Source organism: Magnetospira sp. QH-2, from assembly GCF_000968135.1.
Lineage (GTDB): Bacteria > Pseudomonadota > Alphaproteobacteria > Rhodospirillales > Magnetospiraceae > Magnetospira.
Genome location: NZ_FO538765.1, coordinates 2,049,612 through 2,073,468, shown reverse-complemented (window position 1 = coordinate 2,073,468; position 23,857 = coordinate 2,049,612). Strand labels below are relative to the sequence as shown.

At 57.4% G+C, this 23,857-nt stretch carries 28 protein-coding genes, 1 tRNA gene and 1 riboswitch; of the genes, 9 read left to right on the top strand and 20 right to left on the bottom strand.

Going from position 1 to position 23,857, the window contains the following annotated elements:
* Positions 1–14: 14 nt before the first annotated feature.
* Both MGMAQ_RS09830 and MGMAQ_RS09825 read right to left on the bottom strand, forming a co-directional pair.
* Positions 15–857 (bottom strand): class I SAM-dependent methyltransferase, encoded by an 843-nt coding sequence (locus MGMAQ_RS09830; RefSeq protein WP_046021407.1) that lies wholly within the window; start codon positions 855–857, stop codon positions 15–17.
* A gap of 12 nt (positions 858–869) precedes the next feature.
* On the bottom strand, positions 870–1,073 hold the full coding sequence (locus MGMAQ_RS09825; protein WP_046021406.1) for a hypothetical protein: 204 nt from the start codon (positions 1,071–1,073) through the stop codon (positions 870–872).
* Between the two features lie 134 nt (positions 1,074–1,207).
* Here MGMAQ_RS09825 and MGMAQ_RS09820 point away from each other — a divergent pair, with 134 nt between their 5' ends.
* On the top strand, positions 1,208–1,462 hold the full coding sequence (locus tag MGMAQ_RS09820) for a ParB N-terminal domain-containing protein (protein WP_046023181.1): 255 nt from the start codon (positions 1,208–1,210) through the stop codon (positions 1,460–1,462).
* 99 nt (positions 1,463–1,561) lie between these two features.
* Here MGMAQ_RS09820 and MGMAQ_RS09815 read toward each other — a convergent pair whose 3' ends face one another.
* The 5 genes from MGMAQ_RS09815 to MGMAQ_RS09795 all read right to left on the bottom strand — a co-directional run bounded on the left by MGMAQ_RS09815 (position 1,562) and on the right by MGMAQ_RS09795 (position 6,431).
* Complete coding sequence (locus MGMAQ_RS09815) at positions 1,562–3,229, bottom strand: GAF domain-containing hybrid sensor histidine kinase/response regulator (protein WP_052716292.1); 1,668 nt, start codon at positions 3,227–3,229, stop codon at positions 1,562–1,564.
* Positions 3,230–3,446: 217 nt separating this feature from the next.
* Positions 3,447–4,349, bottom strand: a complete 903-nt coding sequence (locus MGMAQ_RS09810; RefSeq protein ID WP_252508615.1) for an ABC transporter substrate-binding protein — start codon at positions 4,347–4,349, stop codon at positions 3,447–3,449.
* Between the two features lie 47 nt (positions 4,350–4,396).
* Positions 4,397–5,155 carry an ABC transporter permease gene (locus MGMAQ_RS09805; RefSeq protein WP_046021404.1) on the bottom strand — a complete coding sequence of 253 codons (759 nt, stop codon included), beginning with the start codon at positions 5,153–5,155 and terminating at the stop codon, positions 4,397–4,399.
* Positions 5,152–5,913, bottom strand: a complete 762-nt coding sequence (locus MGMAQ_RS09800) for an ABC transporter ATP-binding protein (RefSeq protein WP_046021403.1) — start codon at positions 5,911–5,913, stop codon at positions 5,152–5,154. Before MGMAQ_RS09800 ends, MGMAQ_RS09805 begins: the two co-directional genes overlap by 4 nt.
* A riboswitch (TPP riboswitch) is annotated at positions 5,904–6,012 on the bottom strand. It overlaps the preceding gene by 10 nt.
* Before the next feature lie 50 nt (positions 6,013–6,062).
* A complete protein-coding gene (locus MGMAQ_RS09795) occupies positions 6,063–6,431 on the bottom strand; it encodes a Crp/Fnr family transcriptional regulator (RefSeq protein WP_046021402.1) in 369 nt (122 codons plus the stop codon).
* 83 nt (positions 6,432–6,514) lie between these two features.
* On the opposite strand from MGMAQ_RS09795, the gene MGMAQ_RS09790 reads away from it, so the two are divergent.
* The 4 genes from MGMAQ_RS09790 (at position 6,515) to MGMAQ_RS09775 (ending at position 9,215) form a co-directional block, all read left to right on the top strand.
* Positions 6,515–6,997: a DUF192 domain-containing protein gene (locus MGMAQ_RS09790; protein WP_046021401.1), complete on the top strand. Its 483-nt coding sequence runs from the start codon at positions 6,515–6,517 to the stop codon at positions 6,995–6,997.
* 127 nt (positions 6,998–7,124) lie between these two features.
* On the top strand, positions 7,125–7,646 hold the full coding sequence (locus MGMAQ_RS09785) for a hypothetical protein (RefSeq protein ID WP_148560916.1): 522 nt from the start codon (positions 7,125–7,127) through the stop codon (positions 7,644–7,646).
* Positions 7,647–7,707: 61 nt separating this feature from the next.
* A tRNA-Pro gene (locus tag MGMAQ_RS09780) sits at positions 7,708–7,784 on the top strand.
* A gap of 87 nt (positions 7,785–7,871) precedes the next feature.
* Positions 7,872–9,215, top strand: coding sequence for a tyrosine-type recombinase/integrase (locus MGMAQ_RS09775; protein WP_046021399.1), 1,344 nt, complete (start codon positions 7,872–7,874; stop codon positions 9,213–9,215).
* Positions 9,216–9,395: 180 nt separating this feature from the next.
* On the opposite strand, the gene MGMAQ_RS09770 is transcribed toward MGMAQ_RS09775, so the two are convergent.
* The 10 genes from MGMAQ_RS09770 to MGMAQ_RS21050 all read right to left on the bottom strand — a co-directional run bounded on the left by MGMAQ_RS09770 (position 9,396) and on the right by MGMAQ_RS21050 (position 14,560).
* Complete coding sequence (locus MGMAQ_RS09770) at positions 9,396–9,590, bottom strand: hypothetical protein (RefSeq protein WP_046021398.1); 195 nt, start codon at positions 9,588–9,590, stop codon at positions 9,396–9,398.
* Positions 9,591–9,630: 40 nt separating this feature from the next.
* Positions 9,631–10,092, bottom strand: a complete 462-nt coding sequence (locus tag MGMAQ_RS09765) for a hypothetical protein (RefSeq protein WP_046021397.1) — start codon at positions 10,090–10,092, stop codon at positions 9,631–9,633.
* Positions 10,093–10,113: 21 nt separating this feature from the next.
* Positions 10,114–10,416, bottom strand: coding sequence for a hypothetical protein (locus MGMAQ_RS09760; RefSeq protein WP_046021396.1), 303 nt, complete (start codon positions 10,414–10,416; stop codon positions 10,114–10,116).
* Positions 10,417–10,619: 203 nt separating this feature from the next.
* Positions 10,620–10,766, bottom strand: coding sequence for a hypothetical protein (locus tag MGMAQ_RS21055; RefSeq protein ID WP_158498829.1), 147 nt, complete (start codon positions 10,764–10,766; stop codon positions 10,620–10,622).
* A 22-nt stretch (positions 10,767–10,788) separates the two neighbouring features.
* Positions 10,789–11,706 carry a hypothetical protein gene (locus MGMAQ_RS09750; protein ID WP_046021394.1) on the bottom strand — a complete coding sequence of 306 codons (918 nt, stop codon included), beginning with the start codon at positions 11,704–11,706 and terminating at the stop codon, positions 10,789–10,791.
* A gap of 41 nt (positions 11,707–11,747) precedes the next feature.
* Entirely contained in the window at positions 11,748–12,227 is a 480-nt protein-coding gene (locus MGMAQ_RS09745) for a hypothetical protein (RefSeq protein WP_046021393.1), read from the bottom strand.
* Between the two features lie 199 nt (positions 12,228–12,426).
* Complete coding sequence (locus tag MGMAQ_RS09740) at positions 12,427–12,717, bottom strand: hypothetical protein (RefSeq protein ID WP_046021392.1); 291 nt, start codon at positions 12,715–12,717, stop codon at positions 12,427–12,429.
* Positions 12,718–13,303: 586 nt separating this feature from the next.
* Positions 13,304–13,654, bottom strand: coding sequence for a hypothetical protein (locus MGMAQ_RS09735; RefSeq protein WP_046021391.1), 351 nt, complete (start codon positions 13,652–13,654; stop codon positions 13,304–13,306).
* A gap of 1 nt (position 13,655) precedes the next feature.
* The gene (locus tag MGMAQ_RS19555; RefSeq protein WP_052716291.1) at positions 13,656–14,297 is read right to left on the bottom strand and encodes a DUF3102 domain-containing protein; all 642 of its coding nucleotides are present in this window, start codon (positions 14,295–14,297) and stop codon (positions 13,656–13,658) included.
* A 125-nt stretch (positions 14,298–14,422) separates the two neighbouring features.
* Positions 14,423–14,560, bottom strand: coding sequence for a hypothetical protein (locus MGMAQ_RS21050; protein WP_158498828.1), 138 nt, complete (start codon positions 14,558–14,560; stop codon positions 14,423–14,425).
* Between the two features lie 279 nt (positions 14,561–14,839).
* Between MGMAQ_RS21050 and MGMAQ_RS09725 the strand changes: the two genes are divergently transcribed.
* The gene (locus tag MGMAQ_RS09725) at positions 14,840–15,355 is read left to right on the top strand and encodes a BRO family protein (RefSeq protein WP_198409111.1); all 516 of its coding nucleotides are present in this window, start codon (positions 14,840–14,842) and stop codon (positions 15,353–15,355) included.
* 221 nt (positions 15,356–15,576) lie between these two features.
* Here MGMAQ_RS09725 and MGMAQ_RS09720 read toward each other — a convergent pair whose 3' ends face one another.
* Positions 15,577–17,499 carry a DEAD/DEAH box helicase family protein gene (locus MGMAQ_RS09720; RefSeq protein ID WP_046021389.1) on the bottom strand — a complete coding sequence of 641 codons (1,923 nt, stop codon included), beginning with the start codon at positions 17,497–17,499 and terminating at the stop codon, positions 15,577–15,579.
* 263 nt (positions 17,500–17,762) lie between these two features.
* Positions 17,763–18,425 carry a recombinase family protein gene (locus tag MGMAQ_RS09715; protein ID WP_046021388.1) on the bottom strand — a complete coding sequence of 221 codons (663 nt, stop codon included), beginning with the start codon at positions 18,423–18,425 and terminating at the stop codon, positions 17,763–17,765.
* Between the two features lie 292 nt (positions 18,426–18,717).
* Between MGMAQ_RS09715 and MGMAQ_RS09705 the strand changes: the two genes are divergently transcribed.
* A complete protein-coding gene (locus tag MGMAQ_RS09705) occupies positions 18,718–20,244 on the top strand; it encodes a hypothetical protein (protein ID WP_046021386.1) in 1,527 nt (508 codons plus the stop codon).
* 128 nt (positions 20,245–20,372) lie between these two features.
* Here the strand turns inward: MGMAQ_RS09705 and MGMAQ_RS09700 are convergent, their stop codons facing one another.
* Positions 20,373–22,337, bottom strand: a complete 1,965-nt coding sequence (locus MGMAQ_RS09700) for a hypothetical protein (RefSeq protein WP_046021385.1) — start codon at positions 22,335–22,337, stop codon at positions 20,373–20,375.
* 316 nt (positions 22,338–22,653) lie between these two features.
* Here MGMAQ_RS09700 and MGMAQ_RS09695 point away from each other — a divergent pair, with 316 nt between their 5' ends.
* Together MGMAQ_RS09695 and MGMAQ_RS09690 are read left to right on the top strand one after the other, a co-directional pair.
* Positions 22,654–22,914: a hypothetical protein gene (locus tag MGMAQ_RS09695; RefSeq protein WP_046021384.1), complete on the top strand. Its 261-nt coding sequence runs from the start codon at positions 22,654–22,656 to the stop codon at positions 22,912–22,914.
* Between the two features lie 108 nt (positions 22,915–23,022).
* Complete coding sequence (locus tag MGMAQ_RS09690) at positions 23,023–23,853, top strand: 3-keto-5-aminohexanoate cleavage protein (RefSeq protein WP_046021383.1); 831 nt, start codon at positions 23,023–23,025, stop codon at positions 23,851–23,853.
* Positions 23,854–23,857: the final 4 nt, after the last annotated feature.

Below are 23,857 nucleotides of genomic sequence, written 5' to 3'. Positions count from 1 at the left end.
CGCTTATGGCGACTTCAGGCTTTGATCCGCGCCACCACGCCATAGGTCTCCACCGCGCCGTCCTTGCCCCCGGTCCCTCCCAAATCATCATGCATGGACACCACCTCGAACCCATGCTCCGCCAGTTCGGCGGCCAAGGCCTTCTTTTCGAACGATTGTATCCAGTTGAATACCTGCCAGGTGCGCTGGGGCTCGATGATGGTGAATTGGTCGAGAACCAGCATGTCGGCGTCGTATTTGAAGGTGTTCTGGAAGCTGTAATAGTCGCCCTCGGCCCAGAAACCGTTCATGGTGCGGAAACCGAATTCACAGCCTTCGCTGCGCGCTTGATAGGCTGCCGGAGCGCTGACATCGAACAGGAAGTGGCCGCCGGGCTTGAGAACGGCGCGAATCTTGGCGTAGAGGGTGGCCCGTTGCTCCGGCGAGAGCGCGCATAGATCGCAATAGATCAATGTAATCAGGTCCTGTTCGCCTGGTAGGGAACCTTGCAGGTAGTCGTCCACCTCATAGGCGATGGCGAGACCGGCTTGGTTCGCCGCCTTGCGGGCATGGGCGATGGAATGGACCGAAAAATCAACGCCGCTGACCCGGGCACCCCGTGCGGCGAAGCGTTGGGCATAGAGCCCCGGACCGCAGCCCAGGTCGCAGACCGCTTTGCCATCAAGAGAAAATGTCTCGTCGATCCAGCCCACCAAGTCGTCAATGCGGGGCAGGGGGCGCGAGGCCAGATCCGTATCCTGGTTGAGGTGGTATTGCAGCATCTGTTTGGCCAGATAAGGCTCTGTCCACAGCAGGTCGGCGGTATAGACCGAAAAGGGAAGCGGGCGCTGGTGAATCGTGGCCAATTGATCGAACATGCCGCGCGCGCCTTATCCCGAGCGGGCCGAGCCGCGCTTGGCGGGGCCGAAGCTCTTGGATGAGCCGGTCTTTCCCGGGCCTTTGATGGAGCTGGCTTCCGGATTGAAGCGCCCCGGGTGCTCCGGTTTGCCTTGCGGTTCGGCGGGGGCGTGAAGCTTCTTGCGCTTGTCTGCCGCTTTGGCTTTTGCCCGTTCGCGGGCCCGTGCCTTGGTCATGGGAGGTTACCTTCGTCTGCAATTGAAAGAGTCTGACCTTATCTTGTCATGAAAGCCGAGCTTCTCCTATGGGACTTTGGCCCAAGGAGCGTAGACTGTCGGCTGCGTTGTTGATCAGGGGAGAGGGATCCGCCGTGCTGAAACCCGTACAAGTGAATATCGATGAGATCTATCTGCCCTTGGACCGCCGCAAGGAATTGGACCCGCAAAAGGTCGAGCAGGTGGTCGAGCAATTGATGAACGATGAGGATCTACCGCCGATCCAGGTACGACTGGACACCAAGAAAAAGCGCTATGTGCTGGTCAAGGGCGTGCACCGGTTGGAGGCCCGCAAGGTGGTCGGCGATGAGACCGTGGCGGTCTATCTGGTCGGCGCGCGGCTGCACTAGCGCGTGTCGGGTCCAATCGGACCCATTGGACACGCGCGACCCTATTGGAATCGATCACGTTTTTCGTGTTTGATCGAATCCGATCAGGCACGACGTGATCTAATGCCTTTCGCTCAGGAAGCGTTTCAGGGTTTCCCTCAATTGCGCCACATTGAACGGCTTGGTGATGTAGTCGTCAAAACCGGCTTCCCTTGCCCGCGTGATCGTCCCAGCCATGGCGTCGGCGCTCAAGGCCAGCACCGGGATGGTATTGGTATTGGACGATTCCCTGAGCTGCCGAAGGGCCTCGAATCCGTCCATCTCGGGAAGATTGATATCCAGCAGGATCACGTCCGGTTGCCGTTCTTGGGCCATGAGTAGACCAACCTCCGCCGAAGGGGCTGTGATCAAGGCCGTCTGCGGTTCGTCTTCGATGATTTCTTCCATCAGCGTCATATTGGCGACGTTGTCTTCCACATAAAGAATCAGTTTCTCAGCAACTTCAGGGCCGGATTGGGTGGGGAACGGGACGACGGAGCTTTCAGCAGCTTGGTTATGAGCGGAAGGGGAGTCCGCGAGGGGAAAATCGATCCAGAAGCAGCAGCCACTGCCGTCAAGGTTCTTGAAATCGATGGCGCCGCCGATTTCTTCCACCAGTCTTTTGGTCAGTGCGAGCCCGATTCCGGTGCCCTCGATCGCCGAATCGTCCGCTCCCAAACGGGTGAAGGGTGTGAATACGTCGTCGGCCTTATCCGCCGGAATACCGCTACCGCTGTCTGTGACCTTAAGGCGAAGCATGTTCGCTGTCGGGGTTTCGGCGTCAATATGCACATGCCCGCCGGTGTGATTGTACTTGATGGCATTGCTAAGCAGATTGGTCAGGGCCTGCTTTGCGCGCCGGGGATCGACCATCAGATCCGGCAAGGACGTGGGGGTCCGGTCTTGGATTGTTATGTCGCTCCGGGTGGCAAGGGACTCGATCATGGTCAGGCAATCATTGATCAGGACCGATGGAGCGACCGGCTCAAGGGAAAGCTCAAGCTTGCCAGCCTCGATCTTGGCCAGATCGAGAACATCGTCGATCAAGCGTAAAAGGTGCTCGCCCCCGTGGATGATGTGGCGGACCTGCTGTTTCTGGCGGTCATCCAGCGGGTGCTTGGCACTGCGTTCGAGAATTTGCGAGAAGCCGAGAATGGCATTGAGTGGGGTGCGTAGTTCGTGGCTCATGGTCGAGAGGAACTCGCTCTTGGCTTTGCTGGCCGCTTCCGCCTCGACGCGCGCCAGTTCCAAGTCCCGGTTGCTTTGCCGCAATTCCAATTGGCTCACCACCTGCCGAGCCAAGGCCTGCAAGGACTCGGCTTGTTCTTGTGTGAGCGAGCGCGGCTCTTGGGAAACCACGCACAGGGTACCGACGCGCAGATTATCCTGCATGATCAGGGGCGCCCCGGCATAAAAACGTACCTTGGGGCCTCCGGTGACCAGCGGATTGTCGTGAAAGCGTTCGTCTTTGGTCGCGTCCTCAACAATGGTCAAGTCGTTGTCGAGGATGGCATGGGGGCAAAACCCCAGCTCACGGGAAACATGATTGGTATCCAGGCCCCGATGGGATTTGAGAAATTGGCGGTCTTTGTCGATGAGGCTGATGAGGGCGATTGGCGTGTCGCAGATTCGCGAGATCAAAAAGGTGATATCGTCGTAGGCCTGCTCTTCGAGCGTGTCGAGTATGTTGAGATCATAGAGCTTTTCGAGCCGCTGGGCTTCATTTTCGGGGAATGGTGCCGGAATCATACGCTCGATCTCCCATGAATTGTGCCCAAGATCAAGGGCATGAACAAAAGTCAGGCGGCGAGCACCTGCCTGCCTCTCATTGAATATGGAGTGTAACTCCAATTGATACCAGTTCGCAATTGAGTCCTTTTAGGAACGCCGCCATTGATTGGTCGTGCTCCAATTATTGATCGTCGTGGCGCAGGCCATGGGCTTCCATGGCCTGCGACGAACCGGATTAGGGCAATTCGATACCATACCGGTTCACCGGCAGCGCTTCCGGGATTAGCCCACGTCCCTTGAGGAATTGGGCGAACCGGGCATAGCGGGCGCTGTCCAGCGCCGCCGGGCGCAGAGCGAAGCGGGGCAGGGTATCGCGCCAGGCGCGTTTGTTCAGTTCGTCGTCCAGCCCCTTGTCGGATTTGGAAAAAAGGGCCCAGGCCTCGTCCGGGTGATTGAGCATGAAAGTCACGCCCTGTTCCACGGCGGCCAGGAAACGGCGCAAGCGAGGGTCGGCGGTCTTGTCCTTGTGGGCCACCAGGATCAGTTCGTCATAGACCGGCACCCCCTGCTCTTCGGGATAGAAGGCCCGGCCCGGGTGCTTTTCGATATCCATCTGATTGAGTTCGAAATTGCGGAAGGCGCCGATCACCGCGTCCACCTTGCCCGACAGGATCGACGGAGACAGGGAGAAGTTGACGTTGATCAAGGTGACATCCTCCAGGCTCAGTCCTTCGCGCTCCAGCATCATGCCCAGCATGGCGTCCTCGAAGCCGCCCACCGAATAACCAACCTTTTTGCCCTTCAGGTCGGCAATGCTCTTGATGGGGCCGTCTTTCAATACCACCAGGGAATTGAGCGGGGTTGCCACCAGCGTGCCGATACGCACCAGCGGCAGGCCTTCGGCCACCTGCATATGGAGTTGAGGCTGATAGGACACGGCAATGTCCGCCTTGCCCGCCGCGACCAGCTTCGGCGGATCGTTGGGATCGGCCGGGGCGATTAACTCAACCTCCAGGCCCTGAGCCTTGAAGTAGCCCTTTTCGCGGGCGACGATCAACGGCCCATGGTCGGGATTGACGAACCAGTCGAGCATGACGGTCAGCTTGTCCGCCGCCTGCGCGGGCAGGCTCAAAAACATAAGGCAAAAAATTAGAAACACACGATAGGTCATTGAATTTTCCTGTGTTAGTCGTCGTCTGGATGGGTTTCCGTCTGCCAGGGCGTGAGGCGTTTAACCCCCGCATCGACAGCGAAGTAAAGAATCACGGCCATCACCGCCAACACCAGCAAGGCGGCGAACATCAAGTCCACCTGCATACGGCCGTTGGCATGCAGCATGAGGTAGCCAAGCCCCGATGAGGACCCGACCCACTCGCCGACCACGGCACCGATGGGCGCCACGGCGGTGGCCACGCGAAGGCCCGATCCCAAGGCGGGCAGGGCGGCGGGCAGGCGGATTTGCCACAACACCGCGCGGCGCGTGGCCCCCATGGTCCGGGCCAGATCCAACCATCCGGGATCGGCACGGCGCAGGCCGTCAAGAAAGGCGGCGGTGACCGGGAAATAGATGATCAGCACCGCCATGGCGACCTTGGAGGCCATGCCGTAGCCGAGCCACAGGACCAAAATAGGCGCCAGGGCGAAGACCGGCACGGCCTGGGAGACCACCAAAACCGGCATTAACCAGCGCCGCACCGGGCGCGCCGAGGCCATGGCGATGGCGCTGCCGCCGCCCAGCAAGGTACCGAGAATGAGGCCGAGGACGATTTCCGTGCCGGTGGTCAGGGCGTGGGTGAGAATGTCGTCCCAGCGCTCCAGCAGCGCCAGGGCGACCTTGCCGGGGCCGGGCAGGATATAGTGGGGCGCGCCGGTCCCCCAGACCAGCCCCTGCCACAGGAGCAAGAGTCCCAAGATCACGATCAGGCCTCTAAGGGATCGGCTCATGGCTGACCCTCCGCCAAGCGGGCCAGCAATTCGCCCTGTTTGGCCAGGATCGCTGGATCGTCTGGATGGCGCGGCGCGCTGCCTTCGGGATGCAACGGCGGCAGAAAGCGGGCCGGGCGCCCGGACAGCACCCGAACCTCGTGGCCCAAGCGCAGGGCTTCCAGCGGGTCATGGGTGACCAGCAGCACCGTGCGGCCTTCGAGCAGTTCAGCGGCCAGATCCTGTAGTTTGAGGCGGGTCAGCACGTCCAGCGAGGCGAAGGGCTCATCCATGAGCACCAAAGGCCGGTCTTCCATCAGGGTACGGGCCAGGGCTACTCTTTGTCGCATGCCGCCTGACAGGGTCTTTGGGAGGTCGTTCCCGTGGCCGGTCAGCCCGACCCGGTCCAACAGGTGCTCGGCTCGGTCCCGGACAGGCCGAGCAATGGATCCTTGCCGCAGCCGTTCGCCCAGGGCCAGGTTATCGAGCACCGACAACCAGGGCAGCAACAAGTCCGATTGCGCCATATAGGCGATGCGCCCATCCAGCGACACCCCGTCGCCGGTTTCGACCCGCGTCTCTCCGGCGGTCTGAGTCTCCAATCCGGCTATCAGTCGCAACAGGCTGCTCTTGCCCACTCCGCTGGCGCCCAACAGGCAGGTCCATTGCCCGGCGGCCAAATCCATGTCCAGGTTTTCAAACAGGACCTTGCCTCCAAAAGAGAGACTTCCGGCTCGCACATGGATGGAGAGAGGAGAGGGAGTCTGAATTTCGGTCATCAACGCGTCCCTACGCCGGTCTCAACCGGATCAGGTTCTAGGGGTCGTCTTCCCGTTGAAGACCTCTCAGCCGACTGGTCGGCTCCCCCCGCTCAGGTGGTGGGGCGGGACTATGGCCAGGGTTGGGCGCTTTGGCAAGGGAATTCAGGCTACAGCCGCTGTGACGAGGCTTCCCGCGTGGTCAGACGCAGCCGTTGTACCAGCAGCTGCACCATGCTTTGAATCAAGGGCGGGGTCTTATCCATGTTCTCGCGGAACAAGGGTTCGGGCAGGACGTAACAATCGGTGTTTTCCAGGGCCTTGGCCGAAGCCGAGCGGGGTTCTTGATCCACCAACGCCATTTCGCCGAACAGGTTTCCTTCGCCGAGAAAGGCCAGGGTCTGACGGGTTCCATTGAGATCGGTCTGCGCGATCTCCACCAGGCCGGATTTTATAATGAAGACTTCGTGCCCGGGATCGCCCTCGTCGAAAATCACTTCGCCCGCAGGGTATGTCCTGGTGTCCAGATGCTGTTCCATTCGCTCCCCGCGTCACCCTCTTGATAATTAAGGCCAAAATTATAGGTGAATTGTGTCCGACAAAAAAGGTAAAGAATAGGGCTATGATGTTTCTGGCCCGTTTCTTGTCTCTTTTTAAGCACCCCATGGTTCTACTGCTCGCAGTGATGCTGCTTGCTGCCCAAGGACCCGTGCGTTTCGATTGGTCAAAGGTGGTGATTGAATCCGGGGACAAGCGACACGAGGTTCAAGTTGAAATGGCGGTAAGCCCCGACCAGCGGGCGCGCGGCTTGATGTTCCGGGAACATATGCCCGAGGGAACTGGTATGCTGTTTGACTTCAAGACCCCGCGTAACGTTGCCATGTGGATGAAGAACACCTTGATTTCATTGGATATGGTATTCATCGATTCCCATGGCGGCATTGTCGCCGTGGAACATAGTACGCAACCGGGTTCTCAACGGATGATCGAAGCCGGTCAGCCGGTCCGCGCGGTTCTTGAACTGCCAGCGGGAACCGCCCGGCGGCAGGGCATTGCCGTTGGTGATCATGTACGCCATGACATGTTCATGACAGGCGGCAATTGACTTTTGCTGGCAGTTGCGTCCCGCGCAAAGCTCCCTTACGCAGGCATTTGTTGCAATGCAATAACATACGGTGCATTATGCCGACGAAAAAAAATTCAGCCAAGAATGCGCACGCGGAGCTCAAGGCATGACCATTACCTTTACCCCTGATAGCTTCTACGACATCAATAAATCCGTGGTGATTTGCGGTGCTGATATGCCTGAAGGGCCGATTCGACCGGTTTTGGAAGAGATTGACGATTTTGCCCGAGGGCTAGCGGTACCCGGTCTCTCAACGCGGGTCGAAGAGGTGATTTCAGGCGGTATGCTGGCGGGCAAGACGGCCAATCTCTGCCATGTGCTGGAAATCGAGTTCAAGACCTACACCATGCAGATGTTGACCTCGGCCCATCGCATGGGCCATGTGATCAGCCTGTTTTCCTATGAGAGCTTTTCCCCCAAACCCTGGCGCCGCGGCTTCGATCCCGGCGGTGGTCCTTTGGTGGACGTGATTCTTGGCCACCTGAAGCATCAAGAGGACGCCGAATTCTTCATGACAATGGATCAGGTATTTGATTTTGTTCACAACCACGCCGTCGAGATGATTCAGAACTGTTCCAATGCCCATTGGCACGCCACGTCGGCCCGGCGTGGGCAATTGGTCGCCTGAGAGCTGGCCCCCCAACCGGTGGGTTGTGGGAATCTGTTTCAGCCGGTAATGTCCCCCCCGGCGGGGAGTAGCGCAGCCTGGTAGCGCATCTGCTTTGGGAGCAGAGGGTCGCTGGTTCGAATCCAGTCTCCCCGACCAAACCTTATAAGTAGTTGATATATAAAAGAAAAAAAGAAGTGTACGTGTCCGTGTGTGTACCGTAACCTTACACATATGAGCGATGACATGAACACTCGAAACCTGAAAAAGAGACGCGGCGGCGGGTGGGCTGCTGTTGTCTTCGTCCCTTTTGAACTCCAGGAATTGGCTGCGAAGGCCTTCAACCGCCGAACGAAGCGGTTGAAAGAGGTAGTCGTTGGTCTCGACACACGGGATCTCCGGGAGGCCAATCGGAAGAAGCTATCGGTGATCGCCCGAATCCAGGCGAAGCTGGCCACCTTGGATGATCCCACTGAAGATGCTCTGGCTATGTCCCAAGAGATGGACAACCCGGGCTTCTGGGATGCACTGGAGGCTGAGACAGAGCGAGTGAAGAAGCGCAAGGGGCCTGCCGCAGCATCCCGCTTCTGGAGGATCGCCACCAATGAGGCCGTCCCGTTGTCCATAGCCCTTGAGAAATGGAAGGTGGCCGCGACGGGGATCAAGAAGGGGACGATGTACCAGTATGAGCGGGATATTCAGGCCTTCATTGACTGGTCCGGCGATATCCCGGCCCAAGACGTGGATGAGCATCTTGCCGTCCGTTGGTGGGATCATCTCAAGGCCACGCCAACCCGTAACAAGTCGGTCATTGCCCCCAACACGCTGAACCGGAAGGTGGGTAGCCTCAACAGGCTTTGGAAGTGGATGAAGGCCCGGAAGCTGCATGATGGCCCCAACCCGTGGGGCGAACTCCTTCAGGATGTACCAGGGGAAGCCAAGCGGGGGAGCACGGTCAAAGAGCTTCGGGCCATGACGGCTGAGGAGGCTGCGAAGTACCGCGCCTTTGTTGATACCCGAAAGAGCAAATACAAACAGGCGGTATTCGATGTCCTTACCTTGTTCTGGCACACCGGCATTCGTCAGGATGATATTTGCCGGTTGACCACGGACAGGGTCCTGTTTGATGAGGAAGAGGAGGTGGGGTGGCTGACCATCCTCAAAGGAAAAACGGAATCCAATACACGCGTCATGCCTGTGGTTTCGAAGGAGGCAGTCGCTGTGCTGAAGAGGCGCGTGGAAGAGGCTAAGAAGGGCCTGCTATTCCACGATGTCGAGCCGCAAGGGGTGGATGGAAAGCGGTGGGACCGGCTGCAACGCCATGCCAATGATTGGAGGCGTGAGGCACTGAAGGGCCTGCCCGTGGACACCTATAGTATACGTCGAACCTTCTCTGGTGCCTGCGAAGATGCCGGGCTCGATCCTGTCCAATGGTCTCGCATGATGGGCCATACCGCGCCCACACTCGCTGCTGCTGTCTACAACCGAGGCCACAAAGGCCGGAAGATGCTGCTGGAGGGAATTAAGCGGGTTGAGGCGGAAATCGGGGAGCTGTCGGACGTGAAGCTAGAAGCGGAAGAAGAAGAATAGGCTCCCACGGTCCCCAGTGTGGGGTCGCCATGGAAGCCAGAAAGTTGCCACCTCATGGGCACCTGAAGTGATTCGGGTCCAGCGAGCCGCAGCTTCGCCGCGTCGGAGCCTCTTCAAAAATGTCATGAGGGGGTGGGGCGGTGTTCTTTTTATCGTTGTCGTTTCTCCAACGGCCTGGAGTCAGCTCAAAGCCTTCAGGGCTTCGAACAACTTGGTCATGGCTTCGTTGGAGTCGGTGCGGACGGTATGCCCGCGAACATCGGTGAAAGTGATTCCACCGTTTCCATAGCGGGTGATCTCCAGACCCTTGGCGGAATTGCCAGAGGGACCGAGAGCCCTGCGAACTGTGACTTTGGTTTGATTGCCTGCGAGCATGGAGAGAGTTCCTTCATCTGATTGAGAGGGGCAAGGGCGGTCAGTGCACCATGCGCTTGGCTTCGTTGAGGTCCCGGAGCATGTCATAGAGGTACTTTACGTGGTCCTCGGGTGGCAGCTCATGGCAGGAGCCATCCCAGAACCAGACCACATAGGAGCCGTTTTCATTCTGCTTGATTTTGGTTACATCGCTCCGGTGGAAATCTTCACCATCACCACTGTCCTCGGTCTCGCTGTCGTCTGTTGGGATCGAAGTAGGCGGGAATTTCAGATCACCGAAATGAGGTTCGGCCTCAACCGCTGGGATTGATAGGCTGCTGTAGCTCTTCGCGGTATCGTCTTCTGGCACAGATTGAACGCTGTTGACCTCTTGAGGCGTAAGCGGATAGCTGGTGGTGGTGACCTTCCGCGTACCATCCCGAAATACAGTGGTCGTGGTATGCGTGGCGGTCTGGGTGTCCCCATTGAGCAGGGTCACCATTTTCTGGCTCTTGAATTGCATCCTGACTTTATCCTTCATTGATCAACCGTACCGGAAGCCGGGCGGAAGCCTGAAATCGATCATCTTGGATTCCCAGCCTTTGGGCAGCCGGGGCTTGCCGGTATTCACATCAGTCAGGCCCTTACTCTCAACCCGCTTGATGGGCTGCACTTCGCCCGATCCATCACGGATGGTCTCGACCAAGCGGACCACTTCGTCATCGTAGGTGACCACCTCGCGGCCACGGGAATCAACGAAGCTTACCCGGGTTCGGGGGCCTGATCGATTCACCTGAATCGTCGTCTTGCCTGCTTTCAGGCGTTCGTCTTGTGAAATCGCGCTCATACGCTCGTTCCTTTCTCGTACTCTGGAATGCTTGAAACCATGGCCCATAGGGGTCCTTGGTCTGGTCATAGTCTGGGTATTTGGATCTGAGGCGGGCAGCGCGGCATGTCGCCGTATCCTTCCGCCGCCATTTCAAGGCTTTCTCTGTCTGCCATTCGAACTCGGGCATTGTGTTTCCCGTCTTGTGTTTTCGTTCTTGTTGGTCAGGTGTCGTAGCCGTGGATTGGAACAGTGAATTGTCGAACCTGCTCCCCGTTGTCGAACCACAGGATGCGGAAGGGCAGCCCGCCGTGGCGTTGGCCGACTACCTCTTGAAACACATTCCAGTCTGGCGGCCACAGCCACGACATACACTTGATGCCTGCTACCGGTTCATCGGGCGCGGCCAAGAGAGACCATCCCTATCCGTACCGCTGTCTTCCAAGGAACAGTGCCCTTTTCGGACTTGAGAACAATCCGTCCCCCGTCGTCCCGGAAAGCTTCGACACCTTCACCGAACTGGGCGTTCAGGATCATGTCCGGATTGATCGTATCCAGGTTCTGGACGTACTTCTGAATGACCGGCTGGTAGCCCTCGGTATGGCGGTAATTGGTATGTTGCCGGATTGCCTCTTGCATCATCTTCGGTTCATGCTCATAGGCCCAACCGAACACGTCGTCGCTACTCAGGCCTGTCTTTTCAACAGTTCGGATGGCCTGGGATTCGAAGGCAGCACGGACGCTGTTCGCTTTCTCCATCACCGCTTCCGGTTCCTGCCCCAAAGAGGAAGCAATGCGCCCCATTGCGGCTTGATTGAACTCGCCAGTCTTGGCTACGGACATGATGGAACTCAGAACGTCGCTGGGCTGGGCTCCATTGGCGACTTCGGTAATCAAGGTCTCGGTATCTCCGTCTAGCCCTTCCATGGCGGGCTGATCCGTATCTTCATCGTCGGAGGCTGCCTCCCCGGTCTCGGGGGCAGCTTCAGTAGGGTTGCCGGGTTTGATGCCCTTCGGACGCAGCTTGTCCATACCGGTGGCCTTATCCGTCATGGAGAACGAACCATCGTGGTTGCGCTGGAGATAGCCCATTGCTTCCCAGGCCTTAATGGTGGATTCACCTCCGTTGATGGAGACAATGTCATTCTCGGTGATCTTGTCCCCGGTCAGGCGGCGCCCACCTTCGCTTCTTGCCTGGGTGATCCGACCTTCTGGGTCAACAGCGGTGACGGGGGGCGGGGCAGTTGATTTGCCTCCAGCATCGTTCGGGTGGCTGAACGTGCCATCCGGGGTTACTACAGTGGTTCCCATGGTGTGGGTATCCTTCTCTACAAGTTGATTTTGGTGGGATGTCAGTTGAGGAACGGGTTCTCTGATCCCTCGATAAGTTTGGGCTGCCTGCTGTCGATCTCATCCACCATGCGATGAAGTAGAAGATCCAGCGGTTTAAGCCGCTCTGTCATGTAATCCCGGATTTTTGGGGTTACGGTGTCGTATAATATGCTCTTCCCGGTTGTTGATAATTTGGACCGGGGACGCACAATTTCGAATAGCCGCCGTGTCAGTTGGTGATTGAAGTGCTGAGTGTCTTGGAACGTGCCCGGGCTGAACTTACGCAGGAGGTGGACAGACAGAACGACGGCAAGCATGTCTTTTGGATCAATCCCTTGCTCCCTCATGCGGGAGAGCCACCGATCCGCCCTCTGTTTGGGGGAAGCATGGCTGGGTAGACTGTCTGAACAGACGGCATGGCGGGTCATCCCCTGGAGCAATTCACAGGCTTTCACAATGCCGGTGTGGTCGCTGTTGAGGTGAATGAACTCCTTTGCCATCTTGAAGTGGGGCCTTAGCTCGGAGCTTTTGACGCGGCGTCAGAGAGGGTGGCCGTGGGCATGGCGGCAGTTCGCGTGTTTTCTACAGTACTGACCAAGCCCGGAGACATGGTGGTAGCACCGGTACACGGCGCATTCCCGCCCTTTGTTCCGCTCAAGACGGCGGTACAGGTCTTCTCTGTCCATGGTCGTGGTCCTTTTAGTGAAACTTTTCTTCTTCACCCCAGGAACTGGCTTGTCCATCTCCGCCCAGATCGATGTCCAGATCGATGTCCTTCAGCGTTTCCAGCTGCGCGGCCATGGTATTCTTGTTGTTGGAGACTAGGGCATCGGCGTTGATCCCGTTGTCCTTGAGGAACTGTCGGGCGACATAGAGCTGGTAAGCGGTGCATTTCTCTGAGCTGCTCAGGGCTTCTGTCAGCCGATCAAGGAGGGACTGCCAGAGGCTTTTCAACTGCTCCAGGTTGGCGGTTTTGATTTTTGTGTTCATGGTCTGGTGATCCTTTCCAGTGCGGCTGCTTCAATGCCTGGAGAAGTCTGTGTTAGGTGACTGCCCAGGACTTCAACGGCGCGGGCCAGCAATACAGACAGGCTCACGTCGGTGCCGACCAAGTCGCTGTAGGATGCCTGGACGGATGCAATCGCGGGGGTGGGTGTGAAGAGGCGTCGTGCTGGGTTGCTCCCAGTCTTTAGGGTACGCTTCAAGGCTCCGGGTCCTCCATTGGTTGGAAGTTCATGGGGAGAGGAGCGGTCTTCGATTCAATCCGATATCACATGCGAAAAAAGAGGGGCACCGCTGATACATCAAAGCGGCAACCCCTCCAACTTGCAGAGATAGAAAAGGAAATGGGATTCGAAGAGCGCTGATAAAAGTGGAACTGGGAACGCGGCAGGAGCGGCGGTGATCGCCGGTTCAACGGAGGCCTCCAAGCTGGACTGTGCGGTCCTCACCTCGGTGCTGAACTGCTACGCCTGCATCAATGCCGGTTCCCAGATCCTGGACAATCCATCGCAACAGGGAGCGAAACGATATCATGTCCTTCTTAAGTGCAACTTAATTGATTATGATTGAGGTCTTATGAAAAATTTGTGCGAAAGGTTGTGCTTCTCCCGCGTCCTCTTCGTGGAAGTGGGATGCGTTGGAAGGACGGGAACGATGCAGCGATGTCCCCCGCCTGTGCCCACCGCTGCCGTGCAGTCGGCGACCGCTTGTTGTAGGTGAACCCCATGGCCTGTAACACAGCGAACAAAGAGGTGATGGTCAGCCCTGTGTTCTCACTGGTGAAGGTGTGCTTGGACTTCTTCCGCACCGCGTCAGCAAGAGAGGTGCTCATGTCGGCAATCAGGTACTGGGGTTCGACACCACCCTCTTCAAGCATCCGATCAAAGAGTGCGGCTTTCTGCTTCGTTGTAAGTTGTACGGTCATGTCATTTCCCTCCCTGTGCCAGGACGAAATCCAGGATCACATGTAGAAGCTCGCCCTTGTTCATGCTCAGATACGGCTTCAGCAGCCGTTCCACCTCCGCGTTCATGGCATCTTCAATCGGGTTCTCGACCACCTCGGGTTTCACCTTCAGCGCCTTCTCGACCACCTCTTCACCGGTCATGCCGAAGCGGGCAGCGTGGACATCCAGCTTCCGAGCGGCGTTGTCGGCCTCTCCACCGACACCACGCTCGACCAGAGCGTTAAGCTTGAGGACATACTCCGCGTCCTCTTCGTGGAAGTGGGATGCGTTTAGCTGGGCGGGACGTTCCTTCTTCTCAGCGTGAGCGTCGAGGAAGGCGGCCATGCCGTCCTCAAAAGGCTCAACCTTGAGCCCTTTGTCGTGGAGCTTGGCGACCCGCATGTAGCGTTTCGCTGTGGCGTAGCTGAACCAGCAGTTCTCAGCGATCCACGGCTTGAACTCTCCATGCTCCACTTCCTTCTTCGCCTGGAGCAACTTCTCCCCGGCAGCCTGTGCCTCCAGGAGCATCCCTTTGGTGTGAGACTTCACGAGGTCATGGTGGTGGTTGATGGCGTTCGCAAGGAGGGACAGGGGGGTACGGGTCAGTGCAGTGGTGTTGTTCATGTCTTGGGGTCCTTTCCGGATGTCGGATGCGCATGATTGCGCTGGTGAGGAAGGCGAGGGAACCGAGACAGGCTGCCGTGGCGGTTCTGCTCCCGCTTAAGTGCAACCTAATAATTTTGATGGTATTAGGATAAGTAATACTCCTTGGAATTGATTGCCAGGACGTGGCGGCTGAGGAAGAGGTCTCCCACCAACGGGGCGATGAGAAAGATGGACCAGCGGTGCAGCTCAATGACAAAGGTGTTCTTGATGTTGATGGACACAGGCTTGTTCTCCGGATTCTGTTGAAGTGGAGGAGAGACAATGAGTCAGCGAGTCAGAGAATACCAGCCTTGTATGTCTGAAAAATTCTATCTATGCTATTGATATTACGAAAGAACTTCCCACATGTGAGAAGGTCTCAGGCGGGTTGCCGCAGGGCGGGTGATGTCTTTTTCAACGATTGGATGACGGTCTTCCCAGCATAATGTGCGGGGGAACATTGGACCTGCTGTTCACCAAGTCAGTCGGGCAGATTGTCAGACCACCCACCATTCTGAATAGTGGGTGCCTACACCGAGGCAGACCTCCACAAGATCCGCGTGGTGACCATTGATGACGAGCCGTGGTTCGTCGCAGTGGACGTTTGCTATGTTCTCGGATCGTACATTCGAGAGAGACACGGGCGCGTAGACGTGAACACCACGATGGCTGTTCGTCACCTGCACCAAGATGAGGTGGCGCAGCTCCGCGAAGTGAGCCCCAACAACATTGGGGGTCTCCATCCGATGACCCTGATCGTGCCTGAGTCTGGCCTCTACAAACTCATCATGCGCTCCGATAAGGAGAAGGCCCAACCGTTCCAGGACTGGGTAACTCGCGAAGTCCTCCCGACCATCCGCAAGGACGGAGCCTACATCATGGGTGAGGAGAAGGTGAAGACGGGGGAGATGAGCGAGGATGAACTAGTCCTGAAGGCCATGGGAATTCTCAGCTCCAAAGTTGAACGCCTGACCCAGGAGCGTGATGAAGCGCAGGCCGTGGTTGAGGCGCAGAGAGAGAGGGAACCGGAGAGATAAATCCGACTGAGGTTGATCTCTGGGGCCACTGATCGTGCTTCCCTGTACCCCGCCACCCTTTCTGGTCTCCACTTCAGCTCATCGGGCGGTGACACTGAAGCCTGCTGATGATGGACAAGAGTTGCTACGCCCGGGCCACTGATCGTGGTGACCAAAGAGAAGGGCGGGGTAGGATTGATTGATCGATGGCCCCCACTTATCCCTATAGAGGAGGGGGTGGATTATATGGGGGTCACCCGTGGTCGTTCGTCCTTGGTCAGGAAAGCATGAACCCGCCTTCCGACATTCCCCAGGATGTACCGACAGCCCACTTCCTCTAATCGAATTGCCAATTCATCTTCAGGATCTTTGAGACGCACGGTCAGCCGCTCCCAGGTGGACGACGGGATCCCCAGTTCCTCCCGTACCCGAGTGACTGCCTTCTTCCCTGGTCTCATACTCACCATGTACCGGACCAGAGCTTCTGCATGGTTTGACCGTCGCGGCTTGCGGGTGGCGTCCTTGAACTTCCAGTCCACCACTTCAATTCCCGGCATCTCCCGTGCAATCCCTTCAAGAATGGTCTCCCCGGTCTCGCCCCCAGGCAGTAGGAGGAACACATCAGCTGTACTACAGTTTCCATCTTCGTCGATCACACGACGGGTCCGGATACGATTGATGGCCTGGATCACTGACACCACGATATGCCCCGTGTTAAGAGCCTGCCGAATGTCACGGTAGGTCTTGAACGGGCGATCTCCATCGCTGTTCAGCCAGCTGGTTGATCGCTGCCCCTGTAGGGCCATGAAGGCATTTGCTGACCATGTCGGATCCCTGTAGGGCAAACCGAAAATCACGGCAGCGTCATAGTCCTGCCAGTCGTTGCGACCGTCCAACGCCCACCAATGGCCCACGTCGTATGAACTGAAGTGGGCATCCTGGTATTGGATCAGATGCGGCTCTAGGGCCTGATGACAGACCATGAAGACCTTCCGGTCCTCGCCCAACTTCTCGGTGATGTTGCTGAACAGCTTCTCAGCCACGTCCTTGGCCTTCCTGGTCAGTGATACCTTGCCCACCGAATGCCCCTTGGAGACGTGCAAGGTCACGTTCCCGTACTTCCGACACCTTGGGGTCTCGGTGAAGGTCGCTCGGTCGAACAGGTCATAGACCACATTGGCGGAAGCTGTAGCATCCAGAACCACCGCTCCCTTGATATCTTCAGGGATGATCATGCGGGCGGTGTTGATCGTGTGCCCCTCGGTCGACAGTTTGGTGTACCAGTTCCAATGGCTCATGATGGCTTGGATGTCCTTCAGGTATCCGTCGATCTTCATCCGGATACGGCGGTTTTCGGCAGCATCCTCTCTGCCACTGACACTCAGGTCGAACCGAACGCCAACAAGGGCACGACGTAGGCAAGACATGTCCCGACTCTCAGGATAATCCAAATGCCCATTGTAGAGCGCCCGGCTGTGGTTCTCAGTACGGCCTTTTCCACGCTTCTGCATCTCTTCGAATATATCTTTGATCCAATTCACGGCTTCAATCTGGAGCGGGTGTTCTTCCTGGATCTTGGAGGGGATCAGACCCAAGACATGGTTCACCTTGTCCAGGTTGACCCGGGCCTCTTCTAAGATATCCAAGGCCTCATCAATGATCACCAACCTACGCTGACCTTCCTTGAAAGCGTGGTAGTTGTCCCAGTTCGACGCTTCAGGTTGACCACGGTTTACCGCGTCCATGCCGATTTCATAGGCTTTGTGGGTGATGACTAGGACGGGATGGTGAAGCAGGTTGATGACCGGGACGCGGTTGTCACTGTGGTAGGCGAGGGCGGTACCTTCGTCACCGGCCAATAGGTTGATCGTGTCGGCGATCTCATCCGCCTGGACCTTCATCCGGGTGATGATCAGAACTCCGGGGTGATCCTCTTCAGCGAGCAAGGAGCAGTAGACCGAGAGGCCCTGCGTCTTCCCCGCGCCGGTTTCCGGGTTCAAGACCCTCCAGCGAGTCGCTTGGTCACTGTCGTGGTTCTCGATTTGAGTGTTGAAAGTTTCAGCCATGATGCGCCACACGGCCTGCAAGCGTGGGCTGGGAGTGTTGCCAAGCGTGGACCAGCGCTTGGTCATGGACTCGACAAATATGTTCGGTTCAACGGTCATGCCGTTCTTCCTTTCGTGATTGTATGAGATGTATCTAGATGAGGTTAGCCTCCCATTGGTTGCTAACGCAGCAACGGGTGGGGGCTTAAGTGCAACTTAATAGAATGCTGTAGAATATGATGTATTACGAACTTGATGTGTGGTTAATCCACCCACACCATTTTCCAACTGGAGCACCGGTGGTGCCAGCCCGTGATAGACAGAAAAAAATGGTACAAAAGACAGGCAAGGCAGCTCGCAGCCGCACACGTATCACTGAGGTGTCACCCGGATTCCAATACCCGCTTCACCTGCACCGCCTGCCACCTTCCGCCCCGTGCAGTGGGAATGCGCCGGTCGTTCAATGCCCTTGCGATGCCACCCAGGCTGTCCACCCCCGTAGCCCTGATCTCTTCAATGATTGGCAATAGGTCCGCAGCCCAGGCCCTGGCCTTCTCCTTCTTGGCCTCGGTGGCCCTGGTCCTATCATCATCCGTGGGGACGTATCCCCGGAAGCCGCCTAGCTCCGTCCCTCGCTCCTTGGCCGCTGCTAGGGCTGCCTTGGTCCTCGCGCTGATCCTCTCTGCCTCATCCTGAGCAACAACGGCCATGATTCCCACGGTCAGGTGCGTGGCATCGGGCATGTCGGCTGCCACGAACTTCACCCCGCTGTCTCTCAGCGTCATGAGGAAGGCCGCGTTGCGGGACAGTCGGTCCAGTTTGGCAATCACCAGAGTGGCACCATGGATACGACATAGAGTCAGAGCCTTGCCCAGCTCCGGGCGGTCTGCCTTTTTCCCGCTCTCTACCTCGGTGAACTCCTCGACAGGAGGCCAGCCCTTGCCCTCCAGGTATGCCTTCACGGCTGTCTGCTGGGCTTCCAGGCCGAGGCCAGAGTGACCCTGCCGCTTGGTGGAGACACGATAGTAGGCGATGAACTTATCCATGACATATCTCTCAACGAACGATGAGAGTATTGTAATGGGTTTGGGCGGGATGGTCAATCGCGTTGGAGCAGCGCGGGAGGAAGAGTTGCTGGTGGATTCACTGGGGAGCTGGGAAGGGCACTCTCAGCTGGCTGGACGCCAAGAGGGCACCCCACCGGGGGGAATTTTCCAACGAGAGTATAGCGTATACCCACTCAGAAATTTGGCCCGAAAGAAGCTTGGCAATTACCACACACTGACGCTCGAAATTGGTGTATATACTTGACACAATATTCGGATGAGAGGTAGGGGAATGCAAGAGCGTCTAGCAGAAGCAGCGCAGCTGGGTGAACAGATCCAGGAGTCCTGGGAGGGTATCAACAGGTTCCTGCTGAAGGCTGAGGCTCCGAATGGTGAGCGGTTCAACCTGGAAGCACCGATCCCGGGGACAAACTTCCTGCTCCAGGAGGTAAATGAGCGGGTGGTGGCCATGTGTGGCCTGCTTCAGTCTCTCAAGGACGTGGAGAGCACTTCGCCCATCCCTGATTCCCATATAACAGGGCTGAAGAGCCACCTGGATCGGCTTATTCCAGACGTATTGACACTGAAGGCACGGAGTGATGAGGGTAACAAGAAAGGCGCAGTCAGCACCCTAACCCCAAGCAACTGGGTTGTGCGTATTGCGGCGACCGGGGCAGAACACAATTTCGCGTCGCTGCTTCAGAACGTGGTCAACAAAATGGATTCCGTCCTGATCCAGTTTTACCAGATCGCCGGAATTGTCAGCAGCCCTGGGTACTCCGCATTTGCTCATGCAGCGGAGGCCATGGCTGGAATTCTCAGCGATGCGGAGACCAAAAGAGCCGAAATCGAAGAAATCACTTCCGAGGCATCGTTTCGACTCAACGATGCCACCAACCACGCCGAACAGGCGAACTCCGCCTGTGAAGTGGTTGCCAAGGCGTTGAAGAACGTCAATGAGCTTCAGGCTGCCGTTGTCCAGCGGGATCAGGAATCGACTACCGTGATTGCATCTGTCCGCGAGGTCAGTGACCAGTCCGCTGCACTCAAGCAGGCAGTGGAGCGTTATGGTATTGAGTTCGAGGAATTTCAGGCTGCGCTGGATGAAAGAAATGCCAAGTATCAGACCAACAAGGAGCTAACCGACAATCTGGGGCTGTCCTTGGAGGAGAAGAACAAGGAGGCAGGCCAGCTCATAGAGAAGGCCAACATGATGCTCAAGGGGGCAACGAATGCTGGGTTGGCTACGACATTCAGTGAGACCTTGGAGGAAATCAATGGCAAACTACAATGGGCCAAGCTTGCATTCTATGTGTCGATCACGCTCCTTATTGGCTCTGCATTACCGCTGGCAGGATACCTGTACAAGTCAATTGATCTCAGCGACCCGCCTTCTGTGATTACTCAAACCTCTGAGGCTGCCAAAACCGGCCCTGAAGTTGCTGCAAAAGGGGAGGTGATTGAGGGAGCCATAGATGCTGTGGCTGATGGCGTTGATCTTGGGAAAACCTTGGCCCTGGTATTGCTGATGGTGCCAGCGATTTGGCTGACACGCTTCAGCGCGGCGCAGCACCACCACCTATTTCAATTGAAAGAGCACTATAGGTATAAGTATTCCTTGGCAATGGGGGTTGATGGTTTCAAGGAACAGGCGCCTGAATATGAGAATGAAATCGCAGCCGCAACCTTCTTCGAGCTGACATTTAACCCCGCTGACAAGCTTGAAGAGCCGAAAGGGGCCACCAAGCATCCGAATCCTATACTGGACAAGGTGATGGATAAGATGGGCATGAACCACAAGGGCCGAGAAAGCAAGTAGAGGCAGCCCACCAGAGCCGCCCCCGTCTTACTCGTTCAGCCCCACCACCGATCCCACGGCAGGTGAACCAAGAGCAGCACACTGACCAGAACACCGGTCACGATGATAGAAGGGTCCATGGGTGCCTCCTATTTCTCAGGCTGCGGATAGAACCGCATCTGCATCCGGATCAAGTTTTCCACCTTGATACCCATCTTCTGGGCAAACTGAGGCAGCGGCCCAAGGCCATCCCTGGACAGGTCGGCGTAGGTTTCAAACTCCGCTCGGGTCTCTCCGAACATCCCCTGTGTCCCGGCTTGCGCCTTCAGTGCATCCGGGGCCATCCGCAGGGCATCCCACATGCTGGAGTTGAAGGGCGCGTTGCCGGACTTTTCCTTCACCTTGCTCCCTTCCTCCGGGGAGAGTACCCGGCGCGGGGTATCCGAGGCCTCCGGGGGCAGGAACTGGGGATCATTGATAATGCTGGTATAGAGCTTGTCCCCGATCTCCGAGGCCTCCAGGGCATCAGGGATATGGTCCAGCTTGTCCAGGGTGGTCCGGAAGCGGGCAGCGAAGGCCAGCTCGGCTTCAGCCGCACGACGGGCAAGGCCGGTGTCGGTCATGGCCGTGAGACTATCCACTCCAGTGACTGCCCGTCTGATCCGGGAGTTGTAGCCGTTCTGAACCGCCCGGAGGGAGTTCAGGGCTCGGTTATCCTGCTCGGACAGCCGGTTTTCCTTATCCTCCTCGCGACGATGGTAGAACTTATAGTCCTGGGTCAGCTGCCGGGCGATATCCTGATTCCAGCTGATCCCGGTTCCCGCATAGATGTCCTGGAGAGAGGCATCACCGCGCATGATCCGATCCACCATGGAGAAATAGGCGAAGTCGTCCAGCGGTGTATCCAGCTCACTACGGACCATGCGGCTGTAGTAGTCCTCCAGGGTGCGGGCATCGGCTGTCAGATTGTTCTTACTCAGGCGCTTCTTGGCGGTACTGACCGCCTGCCGAAGATCATGAACACTTACCTCGGGATCCAAGAGGGCGTCATCCAGTTGCTGATAGACGGGACCAACGACTGCCTCGGAAATCTTCTTCCGCAGCTTCTCTGCCCGTCCTTCCCGCCAAAGGATCTCTTCCCGTTCCTGCTTCTTGATGGCGGTGCGGGCCTGCTCAATGGCGGCACGGTTGGCCGGAATGCGGGAGAGATAGCTCCCCGGGGAGGTCTGCACATGCTCCAGGATGTCGAGAATATCGAGATCATTGTTGGCCCTGGCTACGGCAATGACCGAGGACAAGACCTGATCATTGATCCGTTTGAAGTCGCGGACACCATCCTGTTTCGCCTTGTCGGCTTGTTCGGACAGCACCTTGGCCAGTTGAATGGTGGCGCTCTCCGGGTCCAGGAGCCAGCCATCATTCACGATGGCGCCGTAGATTGCTGAGGTGACAACTTCACCCACCTGAGACAGGCGCTTGTCCACCATCTGCTTGCGCCGTTCGGAGACGTTGGTTCGAAGCCAGTTCTTCTGTGTCTCCCGGACCTGGGGATAGAAATGGTCCAAGGCGGTGGCGTCGTCGATGTCATTGATACCGTGGGTTTCGGCAAAGGTCCGCTGCATTTCGTGCATCCAGGAGCCCATGGCACCGGCGTCGTCGATTTCCCACAGGCTCTTGCCGTCGATCTCCGGGTTCTTGCTGTATTCATCGGACAGGAAATCGTGGAACTCCAAGCCTTTCTGTTTGGCAAAGGACTGCTCATAGCCCCGTTTCACATGCGGGTTGGCTCCCTGGAGTTCTTCAAATTGCTCGGGGTTGGACTTCTTCAGGCTATCCATGAGGGAATTCCAGCCGTGCTGGTTCTCCCCGATCTTCCGGTCATAAAATACCTTGGCACCTTGGGCCAGAGCGGCGGCTTCCTGCTGTTTCCTCTGGGTGACAAAGAAGTTTTCCAGTTTTGGGTTCAGGGTGCTGAGAGCGTTGCCTAGCTGCTCCAGAGTGGTTGCCTTGGATGTATCTGGGGCTGCGACTCCGCGTTGTGACGGGCGGTGGTAAGTGTCCACAGGCGTGGCTACCGCCCGGAGGCCCTTTACGGGCAACCGTGGTGAGGTCATCTGCATTTCCTTTTTTGGGTATTGGGGGAGGGCAGGGCGGCAGGCCCTGGAGAATTAGAAAGGGTGTTAGTTCAAGGGGCTTGTATCGCTGATTCTGCGGGTGTACTGTACCGGTACACATTGGCTAACGGTACACATAATTTTGAAAGTTTCATATATATCAATATACTGGGAGGTGGGTGTTTTAATCCAGTCTCCCCGACCAATATCCGCCGACAGCCTCAATTCCTGTTCCGCTCTGTGACCTCAATCACAGCGACTCTTTGTGATATCCTTTAGGATAATAGGGTATCCAAGGAACGGGGGATTATCTTCCATGACCACAGAGCGAATCACTTCCGAGCTATCCTGCAAATTTCCCTTCATGTCCCATGTTTTCATGATCGATATCTTTCGATCGGCCGAGCAAGAATTCTGGTCTTTGGAGGTTGTGAACGATCAAGGGATTTCCGTTGAGTGGTATCGACCCTTTACGTCGGACAAGGAAGCCCTGCAGGCGGCCATGACCATGATTCAGACCGAAGGCAATGTGGCTTTCTTTGAAGACCGCGCGTCTCATGGGCTGATGCTCCACTAACAGGACTCCATCGACCAGGCGGTATTCGCCGTGGCTTGACTCCTCGCATTGACAGCCGGGGCCGCCCGCACCCATGCTCGTTATTTCAACGGGCAGGGGAGACATATCATGATCAACGCACCGGTTGTTATCGCCGTGGCGCCCAACGGGGCGCGACGCACCAAGGCCGATCATCCGGCTCTTCCCGTCACGCCGGCTGAATTGGCCCAATGTGCCAAGGACTGTCTATCGGCGGGCGCTTCGATGATCCATCTGCATGTGCGTGATGCCGAGCAACGCCATGTGCTCGATGCCGGGCTGTATCGCGAGGCCCTGGCGGCCGTGAAGGAGGTGGTGGAAGATCGCATGGTGGTGCAAATCACCACCGAGGCCGGCGGGATCTATGAACCGCAAGGGCAGATGGAGGTGGTCCGGCAGTTGCGTCCTGACGCCGTCTCGCTGGCGGTACGGGAACTGATGGCCGAGGCGGACCTGGATGTTGTTGCCGATTTTCTGGACTGGATGGCCGATGAGGGCATCGCCACGCAATACATTCTTCATACGCCGGACGATGCCATGAAGTTCCGCGATCTGCGCCGCAGAAAGTTCATTCCGGGTACCCGACCGGCGGTCCTTTACGTGTTGGGGCGTTATACGGATTCCGCGCCCGGCGATCCGGCGGCCATCTTTCCTTTTTTGGAGATGGCGGGGGGAGACGAAGGCAGCTGGATGGTTTGCGCTTTCGGGCGGTCGGAGGTGGCCTGCGCGGCCACGGCGGCGGCCCTGGGGGGCCATGTCCGCATCGGCTTTGAGAACAATACCACGACTCCCTATGGTAAACCCCTGGCTGACAATGCCGAACAGGTGGTCCGGGTGCGGGAAACGCTCGAGAGGATGGGCCGCCCCGCGGCCAGCGGAGAAGATGCGCGGAGGATCCTTGGGCTGCGTGAGGGAAGTTGATAGA